The organism is Litchfieldella rifensis (genome assembly GCF_042646605.1).
In the GTDB taxonomy this organism is placed as follows: Bacteria; Pseudomonadota; Gammaproteobacteria; order Pseudomonadales; family Halomonadaceae; genus Litchfieldella; species Litchfieldella rifensis.
On the sequence record NZ_JBHRUG010000031.1, the window covers coordinates 31,049 to 54,488 of the forward strand.

Annotated in this window: 24 protein-coding genes; 16 read left to right on the top strand and 8 right to left on the bottom strand. The window is 62.3% G+C overall.

Annotated features, from left to right (window positions below; genetic code table 11):
• Positions 1-38: 38 nt before the first annotated feature.
• From ACFOEV_RS15815 to ACFOEV_RS15835, 5 genes are all read left to right on the top strand, one after another.
• The gene (locus ACFOEV_RS15815; RefSeq protein WP_386775657.1) at positions 39-1,178 is read left to right on the top strand and encodes an acyltransferase family protein; all 1,140 of its coding nucleotides are present in this window, start codon (positions 39-41) and stop codon (positions 1,176-1,178) included.
• Positions 1,175-2,248 (top strand): serine hydrolase, encoded by a 1,074-nt coding sequence (locus tag ACFOEV_RS15820; RefSeq protein ID WP_386775659.1) that lies wholly within the window; start codon positions 1,175-1,177, stop codon positions 2,246-2,248. Before ACFOEV_RS15815 ends, ACFOEV_RS15820 begins: the two co-directional genes overlap by 4 nt.
• A 91-nt stretch (positions 2,249-2,339) precedes the next feature.
• Complete coding sequence (locus ACFOEV_RS15825) at positions 2,340-3,782, top strand: phospholipase D family protein (protein WP_386775661.1); 1,443 nt, start codon at positions 2,340-2,342, stop codon at positions 3,780-3,782.
• Positions 3,783-3,879: 97 nt separating this feature from the next.
• Positions 3,880-4,086 carry a DUF6494 family protein gene (locus ACFOEV_RS15830; RefSeq protein ID WP_386775663.1) on the top strand — a complete coding sequence of 69 codons (207 nt, stop codon included), beginning with the start codon at positions 3,880-3,882 and terminating at the stop codon, positions 4,084-4,086.
• Between the two features lie 69 nt (positions 4,087-4,155).
• Positions 4,156-5,148, top strand: a complete 993-nt coding sequence (locus tag ACFOEV_RS15835; RefSeq protein WP_386775665.1) for a Vgb family protein — start codon at positions 4,156-4,158, stop codon at positions 5,146-5,148.
• A 17-nt stretch (positions 5,149-5,165) separates the two neighbouring features.
• Here ACFOEV_RS15835 and soxR read toward each other — a convergent pair whose 3' ends face one another.
• Positions 5,166-5,627: a redox-sensitive transcriptional activator SoxR gene (gene soxR, locus ACFOEV_RS15840; RefSeq protein WP_386775667.1), complete on the bottom strand. Its 462-nt coding sequence runs from the start codon at positions 5,625-5,627 to the stop codon at positions 5,166-5,168.
• Between the two features lie 84 nt (positions 5,628-5,711).
• On the opposite strand from soxR, the gene ACFOEV_RS15845 reads away from it, so the two are divergent.
• The 4 genes from ACFOEV_RS15845 to ACFOEV_RS15860 all read left to right on the top strand — a co-directional run bounded on the left by ACFOEV_RS15845 (position 5,712) and on the right by ACFOEV_RS15860 (position 9,304).
• Entirely contained in the window at positions 5,712-6,722 is a 1,011-nt protein-coding gene (locus tag ACFOEV_RS15845) for an ABC transporter ATP-binding protein (RefSeq protein ID WP_386775669.1), read from the top strand.
• The gene (locus ACFOEV_RS15850) at positions 6,719-7,480 is read left to right on the top strand and encodes an ABC transporter permease (RefSeq protein WP_386775671.1); all 762 of its coding nucleotides are present in this window, start codon (positions 6,719-6,721) and stop codon (positions 7,478-7,480) included. Before ACFOEV_RS15845 ends, ACFOEV_RS15850 begins: the two co-directional genes overlap by 4 nt.
• A 91-nt stretch (positions 7,481-7,571) precedes the next feature.
• Positions 7,572-8,570, top strand: coding sequence for a nucleoid-associated protein YejK (gene yejK, locus ACFOEV_RS15855; RefSeq protein ID WP_386775673.1), 999 nt, complete (start codon positions 7,572-7,574; stop codon positions 8,568-8,570).
• 197 nt (positions 8,571-8,767) lie between these two features.
• Positions 8,768-9,304, top strand: a complete 537-nt coding sequence (locus ACFOEV_RS15860; protein ID WP_386775675.1) for a DUF1269 domain-containing protein — start codon at positions 8,768-8,770, stop codon at positions 9,302-9,304.
• Between the two features lie 18 nt (positions 9,305-9,322).
• Here ACFOEV_RS15860 and ACFOEV_RS15865 read toward each other — a convergent pair whose 3' ends face one another.
• Positions 9,323-10,138: a CmcJ/NvfI family oxidoreductase gene (locus tag ACFOEV_RS15865; protein WP_386775677.1), complete on the bottom strand. Its 816-nt coding sequence runs from the start codon at positions 10,136-10,138 to the stop codon at positions 9,323-9,325.
• 224 nt (positions 10,139-10,362) lie between these two features.
• Here ACFOEV_RS15865 and ACFOEV_RS15870 point away from each other — a divergent pair, with 224 nt between their 5' ends.
• From ACFOEV_RS15870 to ACFOEV_RS15880, 3 genes are read left to right on the top strand one after another with little or no spacing between them, the layout of a single operon-like run.
• Complete coding sequence (locus ACFOEV_RS15870; protein ID WP_386775679.1) at positions 10,363-10,812, top strand: tellurite resistance TerB family protein; 450 nt, start codon at positions 10,363-10,365, stop codon at positions 10,810-10,812.
• Between the two features lie 14 nt (positions 10,813-10,826).
• On the top strand, positions 10,827-11,420 hold the full coding sequence (locus ACFOEV_RS15875; protein ID WP_386775681.1) for an exopolysaccharide biosynthesis protein: 594 nt from the start codon (positions 10,827-10,829) through the stop codon (positions 11,418-11,420).
• Positions 11,421-11,467: 47 nt separating this feature from the next.
• A complete protein-coding gene (locus tag ACFOEV_RS15880) occupies positions 11,468-11,689 on the top strand; it encodes a DUF1049 domain-containing protein (protein WP_386775683.1) in 222 nt (73 codons plus the stop codon).
• 3 nt (positions 11,690-11,692) lie between these two features.
• On the opposite strand, the gene ACFOEV_RS15885 is transcribed toward ACFOEV_RS15880, so the two are convergent.
• Positions 11,693-12,607 (bottom strand): YihY/virulence factor BrkB family protein, encoded by a 915-nt coding sequence (locus ACFOEV_RS15885; RefSeq protein WP_386775684.1) that lies wholly within the window; start codon positions 12,605-12,607, stop codon positions 11,693-11,695.
• A gap of 134 nt (positions 12,608-12,741) precedes the next feature.
• Here ACFOEV_RS15885 and ACFOEV_RS15890 point away from each other — a divergent pair, with 134 nt between their 5' ends.
• Together ACFOEV_RS15890 and ACFOEV_RS15895 are read left to right on the top strand one after the other, a co-directional pair.
• Positions 12,742-13,149: a DCC1-like thiol-disulfide oxidoreductase family protein gene (locus ACFOEV_RS15890; RefSeq protein ID WP_386775687.1), complete on the top strand. Its 408-nt coding sequence runs from the start codon at positions 12,742-12,744 to the stop codon at positions 13,147-13,149.
• Positions 13,150-13,219: 70 nt separating this feature from the next.
• Positions 13,220-13,807 carry a hypothetical protein gene (locus ACFOEV_RS15895; RefSeq protein ID WP_386775689.1) on the top strand — a complete coding sequence of 196 codons (588 nt, stop codon included), beginning with the start codon at positions 13,220-13,222 and terminating at the stop codon, positions 13,805-13,807.
• Positions 13,808-13,817: 10 nt separating this feature from the next.
• Here the strand turns inward: ACFOEV_RS15895 and ACFOEV_RS15900 are convergent, their stop codons facing one another.
• Positions 13,818-14,762 (bottom strand): hypothetical protein, encoded by a 945-nt coding sequence (locus tag ACFOEV_RS15900; RefSeq protein WP_386775691.1) that lies wholly within the window; start codon positions 14,760-14,762, stop codon positions 13,818-13,820.
• Entirely contained in the window at positions 14,749-16,134 is a 1,386-nt protein-coding gene (locus ACFOEV_RS15905) for a glycine cleavage T C-terminal barrel domain-containing protein (protein ID WP_386775693.1), read from the bottom strand. The genes ACFOEV_RS15900 and ACFOEV_RS15905 overlap by 14 nt, the downstream gene beginning before the upstream one ends.
• Before the next feature lie 300 nt (positions 16,135-16,434).
• Between ACFOEV_RS15905 and ACFOEV_RS15910 the strand changes: the two genes are divergently transcribed.
• Positions 16,435-17,622, top strand: coding sequence for a M24 family metallopeptidase (locus tag ACFOEV_RS15910; protein WP_386775694.1), 1,188 nt, complete (start codon positions 16,435-16,437; stop codon positions 17,620-17,622).
• A gap of 155 nt (positions 17,623-17,777) precedes the next feature.
• Positions 17,778-18,653 carry a hypothetical protein gene (locus ACFOEV_RS15915; protein WP_386775696.1) on the top strand — a complete coding sequence of 292 codons (876 nt, stop codon included), beginning with the start codon at positions 17,778-17,780 and terminating at the stop codon, positions 18,651-18,653.
• A 26-nt stretch (positions 18,654-18,679) separates the two neighbouring features.
• On the opposite strand, the gene ACFOEV_RS15920 is transcribed toward ACFOEV_RS15915, so the two are convergent.
• From ACFOEV_RS15920 to ACFOEV_RS15930, 3 genes are all read right to left on the bottom strand, one after another.
• The gene (locus tag ACFOEV_RS15920; protein WP_386775698.1) at positions 18,680-20,416 is read right to left on the bottom strand and encodes a sensor domain-containing diguanylate cyclase; all 1,737 of its coding nucleotides are present in this window, start codon (positions 20,414-20,416) and stop codon (positions 18,680-18,682) included.
• Between the two features lie 131 nt (positions 20,417-20,547).
• On the bottom strand, positions 20,548-21,642 hold the full coding sequence (locus ACFOEV_RS15925) for an extracellular solute-binding protein (RefSeq protein WP_386775700.1): 1,095 nt from the start codon (positions 21,640-21,642) through the stop codon (positions 20,548-20,550).
• Positions 21,629-23,368, bottom strand: a complete 1,740-nt coding sequence (locus ACFOEV_RS15930; RefSeq protein WP_386775702.1) for a chloride channel protein — start codon at positions 23,366-23,368, stop codon at positions 21,629-21,631. The genes ACFOEV_RS15925 and ACFOEV_RS15930 overlap by 14 nt, the downstream gene beginning before the upstream one ends.
• Positions 23,369-23,440: the final 72 nt, after the last annotated feature.

The window sequence follows — 23,440 nt, forward strand, 5'->3', positions numbered from 1 at the left end:
ACAGTGGAAGGGACGGGGCAAGGCAGGGATGACATGGCATGGCAGAGCTTCAGGCGGGACGTGGTGGCCTACTTCTGACGACCCTGAGGGCTCGGCCCCACTTGCCAACCGGAGGAGGGCGAATCGAGGCCATCGATCTGGCCCGGGGGATTGCCATTGCCTTGATGATCCTGAGCCATGGCGTATCCGGCCTGCTGGGCATTCGCCAGGTTCCCGACTGGGGCATGGTGCCGATTCATCTGATCACCAAGTTCTCGTCATCGTTGTTCATCATGGTGTTCGGCATCGCCCTGGCAGTGGCCTTCCTGCCCTATACCGAGACGGAGGGCTGGCCTCGGCGACGGCGGAAACTGCTGCTGCGGGCGCTGGTGGTGTTGTTCTGGTACAAGCTGTTGACCATCGTCGAGATGCTGCCGGTCTACGAGCCCCAGGATATCGTCGATACGCTGCTGTATCGGCGTTTCCCGATCTGGGTGGAGATCCTCGGTTTCTACGCCATCGCCTTGCTGTGGGTGCCATTCGTTCTGCCGCTGTGGAAGCGTGCCCCACTGTGGCTGCGTCTGGCCAGCCCACTATTGATGGCGTTGGTGGCCTACCTGGTGGGCCGTTATGGCCCTTTCGGCGACAATGAACCGCTGCAGGCGATCCTGATCGAGCATGAAGACCACTACACCTGGGGCCAGTTGAGCCGCGGGCCGCTGGTGCTGGTGGGCTTGCTGATCGGTGAGTGGGTCTTGCGTTGCTATCGACAGCCCGAGGCGCGACAGCGGTTGGTCGCGTGGCTGGCGTTCGCTGGTGGCGCCTCGCTATTGGTCTTCCTGGTCCTGGCGTTGCCCTCTCTCGAGGAGCAACTGGAGGCGGTGGCGAGTAATGTCGGCAAACATCCGCCGGCGCCGATGTTCATGCTGTTCAGTGTCGGTGGGGCGCTGCTGATATTGGCCACGGTGCTGCTTGGCGGCGAACGCCTGGCGGCCTGGCTGCGTCCGGTCACCCTGGTCGGGTCGGATGCGCTCAAGGCATTCGTCTTCCATATCGTGGTGATCTTTCTGGTCATGCGCTACTTGCTTGGATATTGGCAGGTCTTCAGCTACCCGCAGGTACTGGGATTCAGCCTGGCATTGATCCTGGCCACGGGGCTGTGGGTCGGGCTGACCGCTTGGATACGGGTTCGTTCATGATGGCGAGGCCATGGCGCGTGGCGGCGCTGGTGGTGGGGTTGATCCTGCCCATGGTGGCCACTGCCACGTCTTCGCCGTCTTCCCCAGGGTGGCGTGAAGCCCTGCGTCAGCGCTTGGAGGCGTTGGCAGCCGATCATCCCGGGGAACTGGGCGTTTACGTCAAGGATATGCACAGCGGCGAGACGCTGTCCTTTCGCGGCGACGAGGTGTGGTACCTGGCGTCATTGATCAAGGTACCAGTGGCCATCGCGGTACTGCGCGAGGTCGAGCGGGGAGAACTGGCGCTGGATTCGACGCTGCGCCTGGAAGTGGCCGACTATGTGGATGGCGCCGGCGATACCAACTGGCAGCCACCGGGAAGCGAGTTGCGCATCGACTTTCTGCTCGAGCAGATGCTGACCGCCAGCGACAACACCGCTGCCGACATGCTGATGCGCCATGTCGGCCTCGTGGAGATCAACCGCCTTGTCCAGGCGCTGGTGCCGGAAGGCCTCGGCCCCATTTCCACGCTGATCGATGTGCGCCACCACGTCTACCGCCATCTGCACCCTCGTGCCTTCGAGCTCGACGGCATGGATTTCATCACCTTGCAGAAGGCCGCCGATGATCGGCAGCGGGTGGAGACCTTCCGCGAATTGTTGGGACTCCGCCGGGAGGAGTTGCAAATCGAGGATCTGGATAGTGCCTTCGCCGCCTACTATACCTCGCATCTCAATGCCGGCTGGTTGAGTGCCTACGGCCGGCTGCTCGAGGCGCTGGTCGAAGGGCGGGCATTATCGGCCGACGCCACGGCTTATCTTCTCGCGACGATGCGCCGAACCACCACCGGCGAGGCGCGGCTAAAGGCGGGGCTGCCATCCGATGTGGGGCTGGCGCACAAGACAGGGACACAACATCGTCGTGCCTGCGATGCCGGCATCGCCGAGCGGGGACGAGGAGCCGCCGCGCGCCGGGTGATCATCGTGGCCTGTGCCCGCGGCAGCCTGTCGACGCCGCAATCGGAAGCGTTACTGGCAGCGGTGGGGGCCGCGGTCGCCGCTTCCGGGGTGCTGGAGCCAGATCTTCGTTGATGTCTGCTACACAAGAACCGGTCGAGCATTTTCCAAGGAGGGAGAAGTGAAAGGGATTCGCGATACATCACCAGCCAGTCAGAGGTGGGACGTGTGGATAGGGTCATTGCTGGCCATGGGGTTCGCTGCCTATCTGGGCATGGCGGCCTATCAGGCATTCAAGCCGCTGCCACCGGGATTGAGCGTGGCCACCCCGTTACGCGAGGCCGGCGATATCGCCTTTCTCGTCGACGGAACCTACCGCGACGACACGGGGGCGCGCCGATTCGACCAGGCAATCTTCGATGAAGTCCTGGCGCTGGTCGGACAGGCCGAACGCCTGGTGGTGATCGACATGTTTTTGTTCAATGACTTCGCTGGCGCCGCGGAGGGCGACGATTTTCGGCCGCTTTCCGGGGAACTCGCCGGGGCGTTGATCCGCCGCAAGCAGGAGCGCCCCGATCTGACCGCGGTGGTCATCAGCGATCCGCTCAATACTCTCTACGGCGGTCTCGAGCTCGAGCATTTCCAGGCGCTTCGCGAGGCCGGGGTGAGCGTGATCCTGACCGATCTGACCCAGCAGCGGGCGTCCAACCCGGCCTGGTCGGGGCTTTGGCACCTGTGTTGCCGCTGGTTGGGCAATAACAGCAATGGCGGCTGGCTGCCCAATGCGCTGGGGCCGGGCAAGGTCACGCTGCGAAGTTATCTGAACCTGTTGAATTTCAATGCCAACCACCGCAAGACGCTGGTGGTGGACCACGGGAAAAGGTGGGTAGGACTTGTCACTTCCGCCAATCCACATGATGCGAGCAGCCGGCATGGCAATGTGGCGCTGCGTTTCGCGGGGCCGACGGCGTTGGATCTGTTGGGCACCGAGCGTGCCGTGGCGGCCATGTCCGGCGCCGGCATCGACTTTCCCCAACCCGATGCCATGCCGGGCATGGTGGCGCCGGCCAGCGACGAGGAACGAGCGCTCCTGCAGGTCCTGACGGAAAGCAAGATCCGCGATGCATTGCTGGCGGCCGTGGCGAGCACGAAGGCGGGAGACCGCCTGGACATCGCGGTGTTCTATTTCGCCCATCGGCCACTGGTAGAGGCCGTGATGGCAGCGCACCGGCGCGGGGTCTCGATCCGGCTCCTGCTCGACCCAAACAAGGATGCTTTCGGGCTGGAGAAAAACGGCATTCCCAACCGACAAGTCGCCCACGAACTGCATCAGGCCGGTATCCCGGTACGCTGGTGCGATACCCAGGGCGAGCAGTGCCATAGCAAGCTGTTGCTGAAAACCGCCGCCAGCGGCGAGTCGGAGCTGATCCTCGGCTCAGCCAATTATACGCGCCGCAACCTGGACGATCTCAATCTGGAAACCAGCGTGCGCCTGCTCGCCGATCGTCGCCACTCGGCTATCGAGGATGCCGGGCGCTTTTTCGAAGGTCACTGGCACAATCGCGACAGACGGCATTCCAGCGTGGATTACGCGGTGTTTGCCGACGACTCGCGCCTGCGCTACTGGCAGTATCGGATCATGGAAGCCTCAGGCCTCTCTACGTTTTGAGGCGACGTTCTGAGCGGCGCTCGTCCCGTGGCGCTCTCGACTACGCTTACGGTGAGTCGGTTACGCTTATTGGTGAGTCGTGGGAGGAGGACCAACGATGAACGAAGAAACCTTCAACCTCAGTATCCGCAAGTTCCTGAAGCAGGTCGGTGTCAGTTCTCAGCGCGAAATCGAGCAAGCCGTGGACAGGGCCATCGACGAGGGGGACATCGATGGGACGGAGTCTTTTCCCGCGGTGATGACCCTGGAAGTCGAGGGACTCAACCTGCGGGTCGAGTTCGACGGTGAAATCCGGCTCGAATAGCGATCGCTGCCGTGCATTCTCGGGCCATGGCAGCAACAGCGTGGCTTGATCGCGGTACGGGAGGTCGTGATGAAAGGCATTGCTTCTTTGGCGATGGTGCTGATGGTCGGTGGGCTGTTGGCCATGCCCGAAAACTCGCAAGCGGACTCGTGGGGTGAGCTCGAGATCACCGAATGGCGCGTACCCTGGAAGGCGTCGCGCCCGCGGGATCCATGGGTCTCGAGCCCGGAGCGGGTCTGGTTCGTTGGCCAGCAGGGCGACTATGTGGCGGCTCTCGATCCCGGCAGCGGTGACTTCCAGCGCTATGACCTCGAGACGGGGACCGGCCCGCATACCGTCATCGCCGATCACCGTGGTGTCTGGTATGCCGGTAACCGTGCGCAGCATATCGGGCGATTGGATCCCAGTAGCGAAGAGATCGAAAAGATCATGCTACCGGCGCCCGGGGATGCGCACAGCATGGATTTTACCCGACAGGGCGATATCTGGTTTACCCTGCCCAGAGCCAACCAGCTTGGCTTTCTGGACGCCGGCAACCGGCAGGTGACCCTATACGATGTGCCCACCCGGGGCGCGTATCCCTATGCGATGATCGTGGGTACCGACGATCGTCCCTGGTCAGCCCTGCTGGGTACCCACAAGCTGGCGACAGTGACCCGCGGAAAGATCGAGGAGATCGAGCTGCCACGTGCCGAGGCGCGCCCCAGGCGTCTGGCGGTGACCTCGGATGGTAGCGTCTGGTACGTGGATTATGCCGGTGGTTACCTGGGACGCTACGATCCCGACAACGGGGAGGTCGATGAGTGGCGGGCACCGGCGGCTGCCGATTCCAAGCCGTATGCGATGGCCGCGGACGATCGAGGGCGGCCGTGGTTCGTGGAAACCGGGGTGCAACCCAACCGCTTCGTGGGCTTCGACCCCGAGACCGAGACCTTCAGCGAGCCAGTCGACATCCCCAGTGGGGGAGGCACGGTACGCCACATGGTCTTCGATGCCGAGAGCCGGAGCTTCTGGTTCGGCACCGATGCCAATACCATTGGGCGGGCGCGTCTGGCCGAGTAAACTTTAGCCAGGCGGAGTCACTCCGGGTCCAGCAGTCGCGGCCCCGGCCCCTCTTCGGACAGCTCGTCCCAGGGGTTGCGCAGCGGGCAGTCGTCCAGCGACAGGCAGCCGCAGCCGATACAACCGCTGAGCTGGTCGCGTAGCTTGGTCAACCGGGCGATCCGGTCATCCAGTTCCGCCTTCCACTGGGCCGATAGCTGGCTCCAGTCATCGGTGGTCGGGGTGCGCTCGTCAGGCAGCGTGCGCAGTGCCTCGCGGATCGAGGCCAGGGGGATACCGGTGCGCTGTGCGACCTTGATGACGGCCACACGACGCAGTACATCGCGGGGATAGCGTCGTTGATTGCCGGCATTGCGGCGACTCTTGATCAACCCCTTGGCCTCGTAGAAGTGAATCGCCGATACGGCGAGGCCACTGCGCTTTGCCACTTCGCCTACACTGAGCTCCTTATGGAGACAACTTGGTGCAACTCTAGCCATCTTCGTACCTTCACTTGACCTCAACTTAACCTTAGGTTTTACGCTAAGGATCTTCGTTGAACAACCTTCAGGGATCAAGAAGCGATGACCAGCAATCTCGAAGCTCCCCTCCGACGCGCCGAGCGCGACACCGGGCGGGAGGTGGCGCCACCGATCGTGTCGGTGGAGAACCTTTCCAAGACCTATGCCTCCGGCTTTCATGCGCTCAAGGATGTCGACCTGGAGATCCGCCGCGGCGAGATCTTTGCGCTGCTGGGTCCCAACGGTGCCGGCAAGACGACCCTGATCAGCATCATCTGTGGATTGGTCAACGCCAGTCAGGGGCGGGTGCTGGCGGATGGCTTCGATATCGTGCGCGACTATCGGGAAGCGCGCTCGCGTATCGGCCTGGTGCCTCAGGAATTGACCAACGAGGCCTTCGAAACCGTATGGGCAACCGTCAGTTTCAGCCGCGGCCTGTTCGGCAAGCCACCCAATCCCGACCATATCGAGCGAGTGCTCAAGTCGTTGGCACTGTGGGACAAGCGCAACAATAAGCTGATCACGCTTTCGGGCGGCATGAAACGTCGCGTGCTGATCGCCAAGGCCCTGTCCCATGAACCCCGGATCCTGTTTCTCGACGAGCCCACCGCCGGCGTGGATGTGGAGCTGCGGCGCGAGATGTGGGAGGTGGTGCGGGGCCTGCGCGACAGTGGCGTGACCATCATCCTCACCACCCACTATATCGAAGAGGCGGAGGAGATGGCCGACCGCATCGGGGTGATCAGCAAGGGCGAGATCATTCTGGTGGAAGAGAAACAGGAACTGATGCGCAAGCTCGGCAGCAAGCAGTTGACGCTGCACCTTCAGCAGCCACTCGAGACGATACCCGAGTCGCTGGCAGCCTACGACCTGGAGCTGGCGGCCGACGGCAAGGAGTTGATCTATCACTATGATGCCAGCCGCGTCGTCGACTGCGAGGGTGGTGACGATGCGTCGGGGATCACCGCCTTGCTGGGTGATCTCGATGCGGCGGGCATTCGCTTCAAGGACCTCCACACCAAGCAGAGCTCGCTGGAGGAAATCTTCGTCAGTCTGGTGAGGGAGCGCCAATGAATCTCTATTCGGTTCGTGCGATCTATACCTTCGAAATGGCCCGTACCGCGCGCACGCTGTTGCAGAGCATCGTATCGCCGGTGATCTCGACCTCGTTGTATTTCGTGGTCTTCGGCGCAGCGATCGGTTCGCGGATCACCGAGATCGAAGGCGTCAGCTACGGGGCCTTCATCGTGCCGGGGTTGATCATGCTGATGCTGCTGACCCAGAGCGTGTCCAACGCGTCTTTCGGCATCTTCTTTCCCAAGTTCAGCGGCACGATCTATGAGCTGCTGTCGGCGCCCGTGTCGTCGTTCGAGATCGTACTGGGTTATGTCGGTGCCGCGGCGACCAAGTCGATCCTGCTGGGCCTGATCATCCTGGCCACGGCGGGCTTCTTCGTGCCACTCCAGATCGCCCATCCATTCTGGATGCTGCTGTTCCTGGTGCTCACCGCGGTGACCTTCAGCCTGCTGGGCTTCATCATCGGCATCTGGGCGGACGGCTTCGAGAAGCTGCAATTGGTGCCGCTGTTGGTCATCACCCCACTGACCTTCCTTGGCGGCAGCTTCTACTCCATCGACATGCTGCCACCATTCTGGCAAGGCGTGACGCTGTTCAACCCGGTGGTATATCTGGTCAGTGGCTTCCGCTGGAGCTTCTACGGCATCAGCGATGTGAGCCTGATCGCCAGCCTGGCCATGATCCTGCTGTTTCTGGCGTTGAGCCTGGCGGTGGTCAGTTGGATCTTCAGGACCGGCTACCGGATCAAGCCTTAGCAGGATTGTGCCCGCCTTGGGCACGAGAAATCCGTTACCATGACGCCTCGCGGCCTCGTTGCCATTTTTTCGTCCGAGCCTAGAGGCGTTCATGCCGATTCTGCACAGCATCGTTCATCGTATCGACAAGCCGTCCGACGAACAGCCGGCGGCATTGCAACTGGCCGAAGCCGAGCCTGCCGACTCGGATGCCATGGACAGTTTGCTGACCACCGTCAATGATCGTTACAACACCAAGCCCAAGGCCTGGGGGCATTTCGCAGAGACCGGGTCCGTCCCTTTCGCTGGCTGGTTGATGGCCTATGTAGAGAACGAGAGCGACTTCGTGACCTTTTCACACCGAGCCGCGGAAGGTTTCACGGCGCTGATCGATGACCAGTTGTCGGTGGGTGGGTACCTGTTGTTCGCCCATTATCAGCAGGGCGACGTTCAGTACTTGACCATGGCGCTGCTGCACCAGCGCCATGGTGTCGGCATCAGTGACGCGTTGGAGGCGGTAGCGGCACCACAGTTGAACCTGGGTCAACTGACGTTGGCGGCGCGTATCAACCTGACACAATGGAAAAGCGACACGCCTTCCCAGCAGTACCTTTCCTTTATCAAGGACCGCGGCGGCAAGCAGCTGGCCGAGCGCTTTGGTGAATGGCTGGGATGCCAGGAGGGAGTCGACGCTACGAGTGAAACACGGACCTTGTTGAAGGCCTTCAGCGATTACGTCGAGAGCGAGGATCTGGCCGAGGAGCAGACCCGCGAGAAAACCGATGCGCTAATCGAGTACGCCAGCGACCAGGCGCGTCGTGGAGAGCCGATTACCCTGGATGAACTGTCCGAACTGGTCGATGAGCAACAGCCGAAGGCCTTCTACGACTATATCCGGCATCAGGATTACGGTCTGTCCCCCGAGATCCCGCCGGACAAGCGGACCCTGAACCAGTTCCGGCGCTTCGCCGGTCGTGCCGGCGGTGTCTCGATCAGTTTCGACTCGCACCTGCTGGGGTCAGGCGTCGAGTATGACGAGGAGCGTGATCGGTTGATCATCAAGAAGGTCCCGACGCAGCTTCGCGATCAGATCAAGCGACGCCAGGAATGACCCTGCCGAGGCCCAGGGGCAATCGGTACTTGCTGACATAGCGAATATCGACAACCTTATTAGGGAGTACCTCAACAAGCGGGTTACGAGGATGTCGCGACATTACAAGACGAGAAACGAGAGAAGGAGATGTTGCACAGGGTAGGTCGTGTGCCTTGTAGTGCAGCTGCGCCCGCTTCGTGATAGGAGGGCGTAACATGAAACGCTTGTACTTCCTGACCCCTGATCTGGATACGACCGTCAATATCGCTCACGAATTGAGTGATCTGAACCTGACCAAGGACGAAGTTCATGTCATGGGGAGGGACTGGAAGCACCTGGAAGAACGGGGTGTCAACAACGCGACGCTCCGGCAGACCTCGGATGTCGTCAATGCGGCGATGCGTGGTCTCAAATATGGCGTTCCTCTGGGTGGCGTATTGGGAATGCTCGTGTACTTCATCCTCGGCGATGAAACCGGCGGCTTGGGTATCGTTTCGCTGACCGTTGGCATGGGGGTATTCGGGGGGCTGTTCGGTATCTGGACCAGCACCATGGTCGGGGTATCGGTGCACGATGTGAAAGTCGACAAGTTCGAGCGCGATATCAACAACGGGGCCTTTCTGATGATGGTGGACGTCCCCAATGACCGTGAGCGCGAGATCTATTCGGCCATTCATCGCCACCACCCGGAAGTGGTCATCGATAAGGTCACCCCTCAGGAACGCCGGCACCACTGGGGGGCCGGTGCCTGAGGGACGGGGCACGGGCACCTAGCCGAAGAAGGCCAGGGTGCGGACCTCGATGCTCTCGCGCGGTGGCGCATCCGGCGGTGTGGTCGGGTCCTGAAAAGCGGTATGTGGCGTAAAGCGGGCGCGACCGTCGCGACGGGAATCGTAGCCCTTGATCAGCAATGCCTCTTCACGACGCATGTCCGGGAAGTAGTACCAGCATTGCCGGGGGTGATAGGCCAGATGATAGATTTCCCCGACTCGCTGCGGATAGACCAGATCGGTGGCGAGCAGGTCGCTCGGATCGAGTGACGAGGCATCCAGCAGTGCCAGCGGGGAGCGCTTGACCGGTCCATGGATCGGACGCCAGAGATTGATCTGGGCTACCGGAACATCCGCCAGCGCCGTGGCCTGCTCCTCGCCCAGCACGTCGCGGATACGTTCCGGGCCGGAGTGCTCGGTATAGTCGTTGTGCGCGCGGCTGGCAGGGCCACGGATATTGCGTTGCTCGGCATCGGTGCGACGGGTGTGGTCGAAGATGACGACCCGAGTCGCGCCGGTGGCTTCCTTGATCAAGGCTTCGACCTCGGCGTAATAGTCGCGCTCGACCGCCGCATCGTCGTAGAGATCGGCGACCGCCGTGTCGTGCTGATGCAACTCGAAGCCCTGCTTGTCCAGGGAAAGAGTGCCTGCCAATGGACGGCCGTCTTGTATCGTGACCTCGTGCTCCCTCATCTCGGCGAAGTAATGCGGCTCACCGGCGCCGGTCAAGGCCTCGGTATGCACATAGGGTTTGCCGTGGCCCTTGACCATGTAGGTCAGCGTCGTGGCGACGGTGGCTGTCTGGCGGTCGTTCATGTGTCGTCCCTCCAGGAATGTTGGTAGCCACCCGACGAGGGTGGATACGACAGCCTGTTCAGGCTCTCTTTACCTGTATATGGTCTTGATCTCTCACTTTCAAATCGCACAGCAGTTGGCCGCTGGGTCGCCCGCCATCGCGAGGCGTGTCAATCACGGGCTGGTGAACCGCCTGTCCCGGACCAGTGTCGGATACTGATAAATGCTCAAGGAGACCGCTGACGATGCTCGATGCCATACAGCAATTCTTCCACCAGACCCTGGCCGACCCCACTACCACGCCCGATCGCACCTTGACCTTGGAGTTGGCCACGGCAGCCTTGCTGTGTGAGGTGATCCGTGCCGATTATCACACCGGCGACGCTGAGCTTGCAGCGCTCAAGGACATGCTGTCGCATCGCTATCATCTGAGCGAGGAGGCGGTGCAGGAGTTGATGGACCTGGCGGAACAGGAGGTCGAAGCGGCCGTCGATCACTACCAGTTCGTCAGCCTGATCAAGGAACACTACGGCTATGACGACCGGGCGGAGCTGGTGCGCTTGATGTGGGAACTGGCCTATGCCGATGACGACCTGGACCCGCTGGAAGAACATCGCATTCGGCGCCTGGCCGATTTGCTGTATGTCAGCCACCGGGATTTCATCCGCGCCAAGCTGCACGTTCGGTCGCAGTAGGGAGGTGTCGTGTCGTGAGCGAGCACGATCGTCCCGTCAGCCTGGTCCAGCTTCTCGAATGCATCGAGCATGCCGAACTTGGCCGCGATCGCGTAACGCTGGGCGAGATCCTCGATGCGGTGGGGCGCCGGTCGTTCGGCCCCTTGCTGCTGGTCGCCGGGCTTGTCACCTTGGCCCCCGTTATCGGCGATATCCCGGGGATGCCGACACTGATGGCCTGCATGGTGTTGCTGGTTGCCGGGCAATTATTGTGGCGACGCGAGCATTTCTGGCTGCCTGCCTGGCTACTCGAACGCTCGGTGTCGCGCACCGCCCTGGACAAAGGCATGAACTGGTTGTATTCGCCGGCCCGCTACGTCGACCGCTTGTTGCGGCCCAGGCTGACCCGCTTGGTCGGGGACGCCGGGGTGTTGGTTATCGCCTTGTGCTGTGTATTGATCGCCCTGGCCATGCCGCCGATGGAAGTGATCCCGTTTTCGGCCAATGGCGCCGGCTTGGCATTGACGCTCTTCGGCCTGGCCTTGATTGCCAGTGACGGGTTGATGGCCCTGGTGGCTTTCGCACTGACGTTCACGACCTTCGCAGTGATCGCTTTCAACCTGTTTTGAGGGGTTAGTGTCAGACACCGGTTGGTTACGGTAGGGAGAGCGAGACAATGGATAAGGTATATCTGGTTCTGAAGGCCGTCATTGCGTTGGTCGTGGTGATCCTGTTCGTGCAGAACATCCGCGTGGTGGAGGTCAACTTCCTGACCTGGAGCCTGTCATTGCCACTGGCGTTGTTGTTGGTGGTGATCTATGTGCTGGGCATGGTCAGTGGCAGGAGCCTGTGGGCGTTGATACGGCGCCTGCGTCATGGACCGCCTTCTGCGCGGTGACGCCTATTCCACAGACGTAACGGCTTGTCGACGAGAGTCGACATACCAGGGCAGTCCGGCCTTGGCATTGCGCTCCAACTCGGCGATCACCTGCCCTCCCAGGAGCAGGATGATGGCACCGATTTCCAGGCTCAACAGCAGGATGACGATGGTCGCCAGTGAGCCATAAACGGCGTTGACGAAGGAGATGTGGGCGAAATAGAACACCAGCAGCAGTCGTACTCCCTCCCACAGCAGGGCCGCCACGAAGCCGCCCACCAAGGCGCGATGCAAGGAGATCCTGACCACCGGCAACACCTTGTAGACGGCACTGAACAGTACGAACATGCCGATGAAACTCAACAGGTTGAGTAGTGCCACCGAGGCACCCGCCAGGGGCAATTCGCGGTCGAAGATGGCGATCACCAGATCGTTGAGGGCATCGGCCAGCGACACGATCAACGTCAGTGCCAGCAGCCCCACTCCCAATACCAGCATGAAGGCGTAGGGCAGCAGCGCCGAGACCCAGATGCTGCGTTTGGTGGAGTCATCGGGCTGATGAAAGATGATCGCCATGGCATCTTCCAGCATGCGAAAGGCGAAGGAACTGAATACCAGCAGCACCAGGGTCCCGACCACGCCGATCACGTCGCGGGAGTCGAGTATCGCGCGCACCGCATCGAGCAGCACCTCGGCGTGGGCCGGCGCCAGGTGCCGAGCCTGGATGGACATCACATTGAGTAGGTGCTGCTCGTCGACCACATGGGTCAGCATGACGCAGATCAGCGCGAACAAGGGCACGATCGACAGCAGAATGTTGTAGCCGAGACCACCCGCCAGCAGGATGCCGCGGTTGCGCAGGAAGGCTCCCAGTACGCGGAGCGCGAAGTGCAGGGTGCGTCCCGTCAGTGTGGCCGGGATCGGGTGGTGCCGGTTCATTGACAGTCCCTGCCCAATTGTCCTGCCATCGTCGAAGCCTCGCCATCGGCATTGGTATCCTGCTCATGATAGGCCCCGGGCAGGATGCGATACCATGATCATCGATGGTGCATCGAGGGAGGAGTTGTTTAGCGATGACCCGACAAGAGATGCTGCTGGTCTACGACAAGCAGTGCCCGTTCTGCGACCACTACTGCCGCCTGGTGCGGTTGCGCGACTCGGTGGGCTCGCTCACCCTGGTGGATGCTCGCGAGGACACCGAGATAAGGGACGAGATCACCGCAGCGGGGCTGGATATCGATCAGGGCATGGTGCTGAAGATCGGTGACCGGCTCTACTACGGCGACGATGCCATTCATGTCCTGGCCCTGATGAGCAGCCGTACCGACGCCTTCAATCGTATCAATTACTGGATCTTTCGCTCTTCCCGGCGGGCACGGTGGCTGTATCCCGTGCTGCGCTCCTGCCGCAATTTTCTGCTAAAGCTGTTAGGCAAGACGAAGGTGAATAACCTGGCGTTAAAGGACAATGAACGCTTCTGAGCGCAGTCTTGAGAAGGCCGGGAGTGCATGCCAAATAGCGTATCACTGGGTTTTTTCCCGAGTGTCTGACGTGAGGCGTGCTCTACGCTTGGGTGGATGGCTCGGTTTGCTGCTGCTCGCCGGCTGTGCCGGCCGTCTGATCCCTCCGTCGGACTTGAACGACCCGGTCGATTTCTATCTGGTCGATCATGGCCGCCATTCCAGCCTGGTGTTGCCGCGCGAGGAGGGCGTGGTGCGTTATGCCTATGGGGAGTGGCGCTGGTATGCCGAGGACCGCCGTGGCGTGCTGGCGGGCATGTCGGCGATGCTGTGGCCGACCCGGGGGACTCTGGGGCGAAAGGTGTTTCCGGATACCGACCCGACACCCTTTCCTGATCAGGTCGCGCCGGAGGGCGTCGAGGAGGTCTTTCTACTGCAAGCGGAAGCGACGCGGGTGACGCACCTGCAACGCCACCTGGATGCCATTTTCGACCAGCAACGTGATTCCCTGACCTATCATCCTAGCTATGATCTGGAATTCGTCTCCTATCCCCGTCCTTATTGGCTGATGCACCAGTCGAACGTGGTCACCGCCCAGTGGCTCGAGATGCTGGGCTTCGAGGTCAGTGGGCTGGCCTGGTTGTCGGATTGGCATATCGAGGAGGCGAATGCCCCATAGGCGATTTTCCTCAGGCGTCCACGGTGATGTTGCGGTGCTCGGCATCGACCCGGAAACGGCCCGCTTCCAGTGCCTGGCACCAGGCCAGGGTCTTGTCGATGCCACCGAAAGGATAGAAATGCAGCCTCAGGTGCCGGTCGGCATGGCTGGCCAGTGCCAGGACCTGGTCGACCGGCGGCCGTGGGCGCGCGAGTTGGAACATGCGGCTGCCCTGGTGCTGCAGCGCGGCCACCGAGGCGCCGATGCCGCAGGACAGGGCGTATTTCCAGAGCGTGGCCAGGTTCGCCGGTCCCGGCAGGCCGACACGCACAGGAACCTCGATACCTTGATGCCGCAGCCGTTGCCACCAGTCGAGCAACGGCTCGGCATCGAACAGGAACTGGGTGACCAGCCAGGCTTCGAGCTCCTCCCGTTCGGCATGGGCGAGTTTGGCCACCAGAGCCTGGTCGAGCGTCTCCTCGTCGGCGTGAGGATGTCCCTCCGGGTGGCCGGCGATCGCCAGCCGACGGATGCCGTGCTCGGCCAGCGAGACGTCATCGAGCAGGGCCAGGGTGTCGGCATAAGGACCGAGCTGCGTGGCCAGACTACCGGCGATCAGCAATACCGCATCGGCGCCGGCCTCGCGTGTCAGCCGGTCTAGCCAGTCGGTGAGTGTCTGACGGTCCGGCACCGCGCGTGCGACCAGATGTGGAATGGGGTCGTAGCCATGGGCCTTGAGCCAGGCCGCGGTGGCGATGACGTTCGCATAGGGCTGGCCGGGCAGGTGCGTGATATACACCTGGGTGCCCGCCGCCGGCGGTGACTCGATCGTTTCGAGATACGCGGCGGTCTTCGGCGTGACCTCCAGCGACCAGCCGTGGCACAACTGCTGGATTTGCCGCTCTAGGGTGCCCGTCTCCGCCGCCGCGGGCCTCGCTTCGAGCGGTTCGCTGTCGGCATGTTCAGCTTGAAGCATCTTGCCCCCTGGCTCTGGCGACTTCACGGGCGTTGGGGTTCACCGAGGTACGGAACGGCATCTCGACCACCTGGGCATCCACCGGGACTCCCGGCGTCTCGGCATAGGGATCCGGCAGCCAGACCTTGAGGCGAGTGCCGAGAGCCTGTAGTTCCACCGGCACATAGCCCATGGCGATATTGGTGCCGAGTTCCGGCGAGTACCACGGGGAGGTGACATAACCGACCGGGTCGCCGGCGTTCTCGTCGGAGATCAGCCAGAAATCCGGCGCGTAATCGTCGATCGGATTGCCGCCGAGTACCATGCCGACCAGGACATTGCGGAACGGGTAACGGCCCTGGTCGAGTTCGGCGCGCACCCGTTCCAGGGCGGCACGGCCGATGTAGTCGGCGTCCTTCTGGCGCGGGACCTGGTACCCCAGGTTGCACTGGAAAGGCAGGGTTTCCTGATCCAGGTCCTGTCCCCAGGACAGGATACCGGCGGCGATGCGCCGATGGTGGGCCGGCGCGATGACCCTGAGATTGTGCTTCTTGCCGGCCTCGAGCACCGCGTTCCACATATCGTCGGGGTAGAGGGTGGCGTTCTTGAGGTAGATCTCGTAGCCCTTCTCGCCGGTGAAGCCGGTCTGGGAGATGATCACGTCGCGCCCGCCGACCTTGGCCTCCATCAAGCCGTAATAGGGAATATGACGCACGGCGTCGCCGACCAGATCGACCATCAGTGCCTCGGACTTGGGGCCTTGGATCTGGACCGGTGCGACATCGATCTCGCCGATGCTGACGTTAAACCTCTTGCCGACATTGACGCCTCTCAACCACCATTCGAGGTCGCTGTCGGAGATCGAGAACCAGAACTCATCTTCGGCAACCCGCAGCAGCACCGGGTCATTGAGAATGCCGCCGTCCTCATTGCACAGGATCACGTACTTGCCATGCATCGGCTTGATGGCCGAGGCGTTGCGGGTGATCACATAGTCGACGAAGGCCAGGGCATCGGGCCCCTTGACCTGGATCTGGCGCTCTACCGCCACGTTCCACAGGGTGACGTCATTGACCAGGGCATCGTATTCGACCATGGCGCCGCCGTCTTCGGGGCGTACGTAGCCACGGGGATGATAGACCCGGTTATAGACGGTAGCCCGCCAACATCCCGCCTGATGGGACAGGTGCCAATAGGGAGACTTGCGTACCCGCGTGGAGATCAGCATCTCGACCGGCGTGGGACCGGATTGACGCAGGTTGACAGGTACCCGACGTTCGCGCTGGTCGACCGACGGGCATTGGTGGGTGGTGAAGTTCTTGACGATGGCATCGGTTCCAGGCATCGGGATGACACTATCGCTGGCTGACGTGGTGGGGTGGCGCGAACTCATGACGGCAGTCCTCCTGCTCAACGAGTACGTATCTCAAAAAGCAGTGTGGAAGTGAATGCTGCCGTGCTCCATGCTGTTTACGACGCGGCTTTCGGCAAAAATGTTCAGAAAGCGACAGGCACGAAATTAAGGGGTACGCGATCTGAGCGACAGGCAGCGCTCTCGAGAGCAAGAAGAACCTGGTCAGAACAGGTGGCTACGTGACAAGGTCGCCAGCTGGGCAGCCCCGTTGACGGCCACGAACCGCGTATCGTATCGGGTGGCTATATTGGGGATAGCGTTCATCCGTGCGGAGGCTTCATGAACCATCACGACTATCGCGCCATGTTGCAGAATACCCTGGCCGGCAGCGAATGCCCTTTCCCGGAGTCCGAGTTCCAGCGCCGGCACGTGGCGCTCAGCGAGGCGATGCGTGCCGAGTCGCTGGATGCGCTGCTGCTCACCGACCCGTCCGATATCTACTATCTGACCGGCTACAACACCTTCGAAGTGGCGGTACACACGGCGTTGGTATTCACACCACAACGTCAGGTGCTGCAGGTGCCATCGATCGAGACCGGGCCAGCGGTAGCCTGCACGCGTGTCGACGAGATTCTCGACTATCGCTGGGAGGGCGTCGAGGAGGTGCTGCTGCCGCTGGCCGAGGTGCTCGCCGATTGTGGCTCACGGATAGGCATCGACCGTTGGCACGGGTCGCTGCGATTCGGGGTGATGAGCGACCTGCTCGAACGCCTGCCCGGACATCGTTTTGTGGATGCCGGGCCGCTGATGGACAGGGTCCGTATCGTCAAGAGCGCTGCGGAACTGGACTGCCTGACCGAGAGCGCACGGATCACCGGGCTCGGCATCGAGGCCGCGGCAGCAGCGGTGCGGCCAGGAATCACCGATAGCGAGATCGCCGCTGTTGGCGCTCGGGCCATGCATGAGGCCGGCAGCGAATTCATGAGCATGCAACCGATCGTTACCACCGGCCGGCGCATCAGTATCATCCATACCAACCACCAGCGTCACCGCATCGCCGAAGGCGACCCGGTGTTTCTTGAATTCGGCAGCTCCTGGAAGCGCTATACCGCACCGATGATGCGCACGGTAGTCGCCGGGCGTCCTGCCGAGAAGATGCAGGCCGTCTTCGCTATCTGCCAGCGCCTCTACGCGACCTTGCTCGACACGATGCGGCCAGGGCAACGCTTCGATGACGCGGCACGGGCCGGCGAGCAGGTGCTGGCACCCGTGGCCGCGGAGGCCTTCTTTTCCGGCGTGTTCGGCTATACCGTCGGCGCCCAGTTTCCCCCCTCATGGGTCGAAGGGTCGGGCTTCATCGCCCGCGGTCAGATGCAGCGCTTCGAGGTCGGCATGGTCTTTCACCTGCCATTGTGCCTGCGTCTGCCTGGGCAATGGGGAATCGGCTGCAGCGATACCGTCCGCGTCACCGAGCAGGGGGCTGAACCGATCACAGCCAACCCCTGGCAACTGAGCGGAATCGAGTAAAGGACGGCGATGACGCTGGGTTTTTGTCGGTGAGAGGTAAGGAGATGTAGCGTGCTACCGTGTTTGCGTTAACGGACTATGCTGAGAGTGGAGTCACCTTTTGATACCGCCTGTATCGGGCGGTATCGTTTCGTAATCAAGTCGGGGGGAGTCCCATGCCGAATATATCGATGGCCGAGCTATCCAAGGACAATCGCGTTCGCGTCCTGGGTGCGATTGCGATAGTAGCGGTCATTTATGCGCTATTCGTCAGCGCCAATGCCAATTCGGCTCGCGAAGAGCGGGATCAACTGCAAGCGCGTGTCGAGACACTGGAAGGCGAGAATCAAGCGTTATCCCAGGAGGTGGATACCTTCAGCGAACGCTATGCAAGCATCGAGGAGGCCGAGGCCGAGCTCCAGACGCTACAGGAGCGGCGGGATTCCGCCGAGGCTGAATTGGCCAATGTCGAAGACCAACTGGCGAAGACCGAAGAGCGCCTGGCGACGCAGCAGACAGCGATCGAGGAGCAGCAGGCACGGCTGACCGAGATCGAGGAGCGATACGCGCAGCATCGGACGGAGTTCGAGACGCTCGAAGGGCAGGTCAGCGAGGCCCAGCAGGCTCGCGACGAGGCTCTACAGGCGCGCGACGAAGCGCAGGCAGCGCTCGACGAGATCGAGGCCGCTCGCACCGAGGCCGAGGGACGCCTTACCGAACTGGAAAGCCAGATAGAGGATCGGGAGTCGCGCCTCGAGTCATTGGATGCCGAGATCGAAGAGCGCGAAACCCGGCGGGACGCGTTGGATGCCGAGATAGAAGCCTCCCAGCAGACCTTCGACCATGTCGAGAAGGGCCTTGAGCAGACGTTGAACGAGTACGAAGGAACCCAACGGGAGTTGGAGAGCACCGAGACACGGCTTGCCGAACTGACCGAGCGTGCGCAGACACGCCGCGATCAACTCGATCGCCTCGACGCCCAGTTGGCCGAATGGCGTCAAGCATTGAATACCATGGAAGTCGGTACCGAGGAGGCGACGCAATCTCGATAGGCTGACGAGAAGAGCCGGTGTCCCCTCTAGGCATGGAGGATCGTGCAGTTGCGGTTACTGGCCTTGGCTCGATAGAGCGCATTGTCGGCACGGATCAAGGCGTCCTGCAGGCTCAACTGCTCGGTGTCTGTCAAGGCGGCGCAGAGGCCGATGCTGAGGGTGTGAGGAATGCTGCGACCCTGGTAGTGGGTGGGGGTATTGGCGAACTCCTGGCGAATGCGTTCCGCCACCTGACGTGCGGTTTCCTGATCGGGGACTTGCAGCAGCAGGGCGAATTCCTCGCCACCGAGGCGAATGCAGACATCGCTGACGCGGCTATGATGCCTGAGAATCCTGGCCAGGTCCCTCAGGATGCAATCGCCGGCATCGTGGCCGAAGGTGTCGTTAATGGCCTTGAAGTGATCCAGGTCGATCAACAGCAAGTAGGTCGGTATCCGCTGCTGTGGGAAGCCTTGCTGCCGGGTCGTATATTCCTGCGCCAACAGGCGGCGATTGCCCAGATTGGTGAGCGGATCCTGGGTGGCCAGCAGGATGGCCTTGCGGCGGTCCCCTTCGCGTACCGTCAAGCGCTCTGCCAAGGCCACCAGTAGCATCAGCGACTCCACCAGCCCGCCTATCTGGGTATAGATGAGAGGCTCCATGCCCCACGAGAAGACACTGCTGTAAGCGCTGGCGAGGCTGGCGATCAGCCCGACCGAGTAGAACAGCCAGGCCATAGCGAACCAGCGGGCATAGCTCACACCCCGGCGGTAAGACGACCAGCCAAGCGCCGGCAGCAGAAGTGACGGGATCAACAGGCCGAGAAAGGCGAGATGCAGGACCAGCGCGTATTCGCCGGCGAAACGCATGCCGATTCCCAGGGCCATGACAGCCTGGCAGCCGAGTATCACGCGATCACAGCGAGGGAACAACCGGCGGGTGTGCAGGAAGGCTCGTGAGAATTGCAGGGCAGCGATGCTGAATAGCAGGTAAAGAATGTGGAAGCCTTCGTTGTGCCAGAAGACCGCCGCGGGCCAGAGATACTGGAAGGCATAACCGTTGATCAGGGCCCACATCAAGGCACTGACTATCAGGAACAGGCCGTAGTACAGGTAGGTTGCTTCGCGCATCACGAAAGTGAACAGGAAGGTGATGAATATCAAGGTCAGCATGATGCCGAAGTAACCGCCGTACAGCAGGTTCTCCCAACGCACGCTGTCCTCGAACGCCTTTCGCTCCCAGAGGTGGACATTGAGGCTGATGGAGTCGGCCTCGTCGAAGTGGAGGCGTAGATAAAGATCGGTCCATTCCCCGGCCGGGGTCGTATGGTCGAAGGCGAGCTTGCGGTAGCCGAAGGGGCGGTCGTGGAATGGCACCCGGTCCGAGAGCGCGATGCGTTGGACCGGCTGGCCGGCGTCGGCGAGATAGATCGTCATGTTGTCGAGGTAGCTGGTTTCATGGTGCATCACCCAGCCGCGGTCCTCGGACGAGCCAGCATTGCTCAGGCGCAGCCGGAGCCAAAAGGTGCGGTCGCTGATGCCCTGGTTGACGTGCTGGCGGGTCAATGGCCTGAAATCACGAGGGATGATGTCTTCCAGGCTAGAGAGTTCCTCGGTTATCAAGAAGGCGGTCGGTGCGCGCAGCAACCGATGCTCCAAGTCGGCAATCCCCACGGTGCCCAGTGTGTGAGGCCCCGCCTGTGCCGCGGAAGCGAATAACACCAACAGCCAGGCCCAGGCATGGTAAAGGGGTGGTGGAAAGGGGCGACGACGGCTCTTGGTCACGTGGGCTCTTCAGGAAAGCGACGACCATGCCAGCATGTTGTCATGGTTGTCCCAGGTCAAAGGGGGACTTCAACGTTAGCCGGGGTTGTCGGTTCAGGGTAACGTAACATGATGATTATCCCGTTCGATGATTACGGCGACAACCACTCATGGAAGAGCTGTGAGACACGCTCATGGGTGCGGGCATACCAGTCATCGTCCTTGGTCACGGCGCGTTCGGCGTTCAACGGGTGGGTGGGTATATGCAGACGCATGTCCCTGCCGCTGCCGTGATGGGTGGTGACCTGCATGGCGGCTGAGTGGCGGGCCGGACCATAGGGGATGCGACGGGCGAGCTCGGCGAGCCGCTCCGTGCTGGTGGCGAAGCGGATGAAGTCCCTGGCGGCTTCGGGATGGCGGCTACCGCGCGGGATGACCCAGGTTTCGTGTTCCTGCACCTGGCCGTCCCACAGAATCTCGATGGGCACGTCGCGATTGACCATGGCATCGAAGAAACGCCCGTTGTAGCCCGAGGCCATCACCACCTCGCCATCGGCAAGCAACTTCGGCGGAACATCGCCTGCCTCCCACCAATGAATGTCGTCGAGACTCGCCAGGCGGCTCAGCGCCAGGCGCAGGCCACGCTGGGTGCTGAGCAGACCATAGAGCTCCTCGAGAGGCACACGATAGGAGAGAAGCGCCCATTCGAGGTTTGCCACCGGTGTGCGCTGCAGGGCGCGAGGCCCGGGGAAGCGCTGCTGGTCGAAGAGATCGGCGATCGAGGTGGGGCGCTTGCCGGGAAAGGCGTCGCGCCGGTAGGCCACCACCGTGGCGAAAACCGTATGGGTGATGCTGCAACGGTCGAAGGCGCCGGAAATGAAGTCCTGCTCAGGTGGCGTGCCGTCCGGGGCCGGTTCCACCAACGACGCTTCCAGGGGCAACAGCAGCCCTTCCTCGCAGGCAGCCAGGGCATCGCTGCGAGTCATGTCGATCACATCCCATGGCACGTCGCCGCTATCGACGGCGTGTCGCAAACCGTCGAGTCCGCCGTCATAGCGGGCGACCTCGACTGCCATGCCGGTGGCATCGCTGAAAGGGGAGAACAGCGCCTGCTGCTGGGCCGTTTCATAGGCGCCTCCCCAGCTCAGCACGGTCAAGGAAGCGTGCTCATTGCTTCCCACCGGTGCTGTCAGGCTGGCCAACAGCACGATCAGCGCTATCCGATAACCTCGCTCAACTCGTGCCATGCTCTTCCTGCCGTAGTTCATTGCTGTGTTGCAGGTAGGCGCGCGCGATGCTCGCTTCGTAGACCACTCCCAGGAAAGGCGCGTCGGCCGTGTCGTCGACAATGGCAATGGCTTCACCGGTGAAGTCCTGTAGCCGAGCCATGGCTTCCCAGAGCGACGTATCCGCTCTCAAGACCGGACGCTCTGGTTCCGCGTATTCGCTGGCTGCGTCCTGACCATGGCCATCTTCGCGGGCGGCTTCCAGGGTTGCGAGAGTGGCGCTGCCCTGGTAACGACCATTCCGATCGATCAGATGGGCCTCACCGTGACCGGCATGGCAGAGGGTGGTCACCGCCGCAGTGACGCTGACCTGGGGAGGCAATATCACGCAGTCGCGGGTCAGGTAATGGCGTACCGGTGCCTTCTGCAGCACCGCTCGACCTCGGCCGGCCGAGAGGTCCAAACCGCGGGTATTGAGCTGGATATCGAACAGTGACCGCCCGAAGAGCTGCGCGGCGATGGGACTGGCGAGCGTTACGCTGGCCAGTGCGGCGGTGGTCAGCGCGTAGCTGCCGGTCAGCTCGAAGACGATCAGCAAGCTGGTCAGAGGCGCACCGATCACCGGCGCAGTGACGGCTACCATGCCGCATACGGCGTAGAATACGAAGGTGTCTCGGGGCACGCCGGCCAGCTCGCCCACTAGGGTGCCGCACAGTGCTCCGAACAGGGTGCCGACCACCAGGGCGGGGCTGAAGACGCCGCCACCGAATCCCATGCCGAGGCATAATGCCGTGGCGGCGATCTTGAGCACCAGCACGACGCCCAGTTCGACGCTGCCGAAGGCGCCGGCGATGGTGGCGAAGCGCAGGGTTTCCTGGCCCATGCCGAGGATATCCGGTACCCACAGCGCGGTCAGCCCCAGCAAGGCACCGGCCAGTGCCGGACGCAGGGCGGGGCTGAGGGGCAAGCGCTCGGCCAAGCGTCCGACGCCCAGGATCGAGCGCATGTAGGCACCGGCCACCAGGGCTCCCAAGCCACCGACCGCGATGAAGACGGCGAACTCCCAGGGCGGGGGAATGGCAGTGTCGGTGACGTGAAACAGGGCTCCGCGCTCGAGCACGGTGGTGGCGATCACGTAGCCGACGAGGGCGGCCGCAGCCACGGGCGCGAAGGCGCGCAGGGCATAGTGGCGCAGCACCACCTCATGGGCGAAGACGATACCGGCCAATGGGGCGTTGAAAGCCGTCGCGATGGCCGCCGCCACGCCGCAGGCGATGGTGATGTTGTCGTCCGAGCGCCCCAGGCGCAGCCAGCGGGCACCCAGCGATCCCAGGGTTGCCCCCATGTGTACCAGCGGACCATATTGGCCAACCGAGGCTCCGGCGCCCAGCGAGACCAGGCCGCTCAGTGCCGACAGGCCTCCGGCTTTGGCCGGCAGGCGGCCGCGACGGGTCTGTACGGCAGCGATGACATCGGCAGGATTATGCGGGCGGTGTTCGGGGATTTGCCGGTGCAGGAGACCCACGATCAGGCCCCCCAAGGCGGGCACGGCAATGGTGGTCGCGATCAGGATGCCGGGGTGGGCGAACATCATGCGGCTGCGCGGCGAGATCAGCAGGACATCGTTGAGCCACAACACCGCAGCGACGAACCCCACCGCACAGAGCGCAGCGATAGCGCCAATCACCGTCCCCAGGATGACCAGCCCCAGGAATCGGACGACCGATAAAGGCCCCTTGGACGGCATCCTGTCTGCTTGGGTTGCGTCCATTCTCAAGGTGTAGGCGCGATAGCCGGTCAGGGCAAGCCCGGCCAAAAG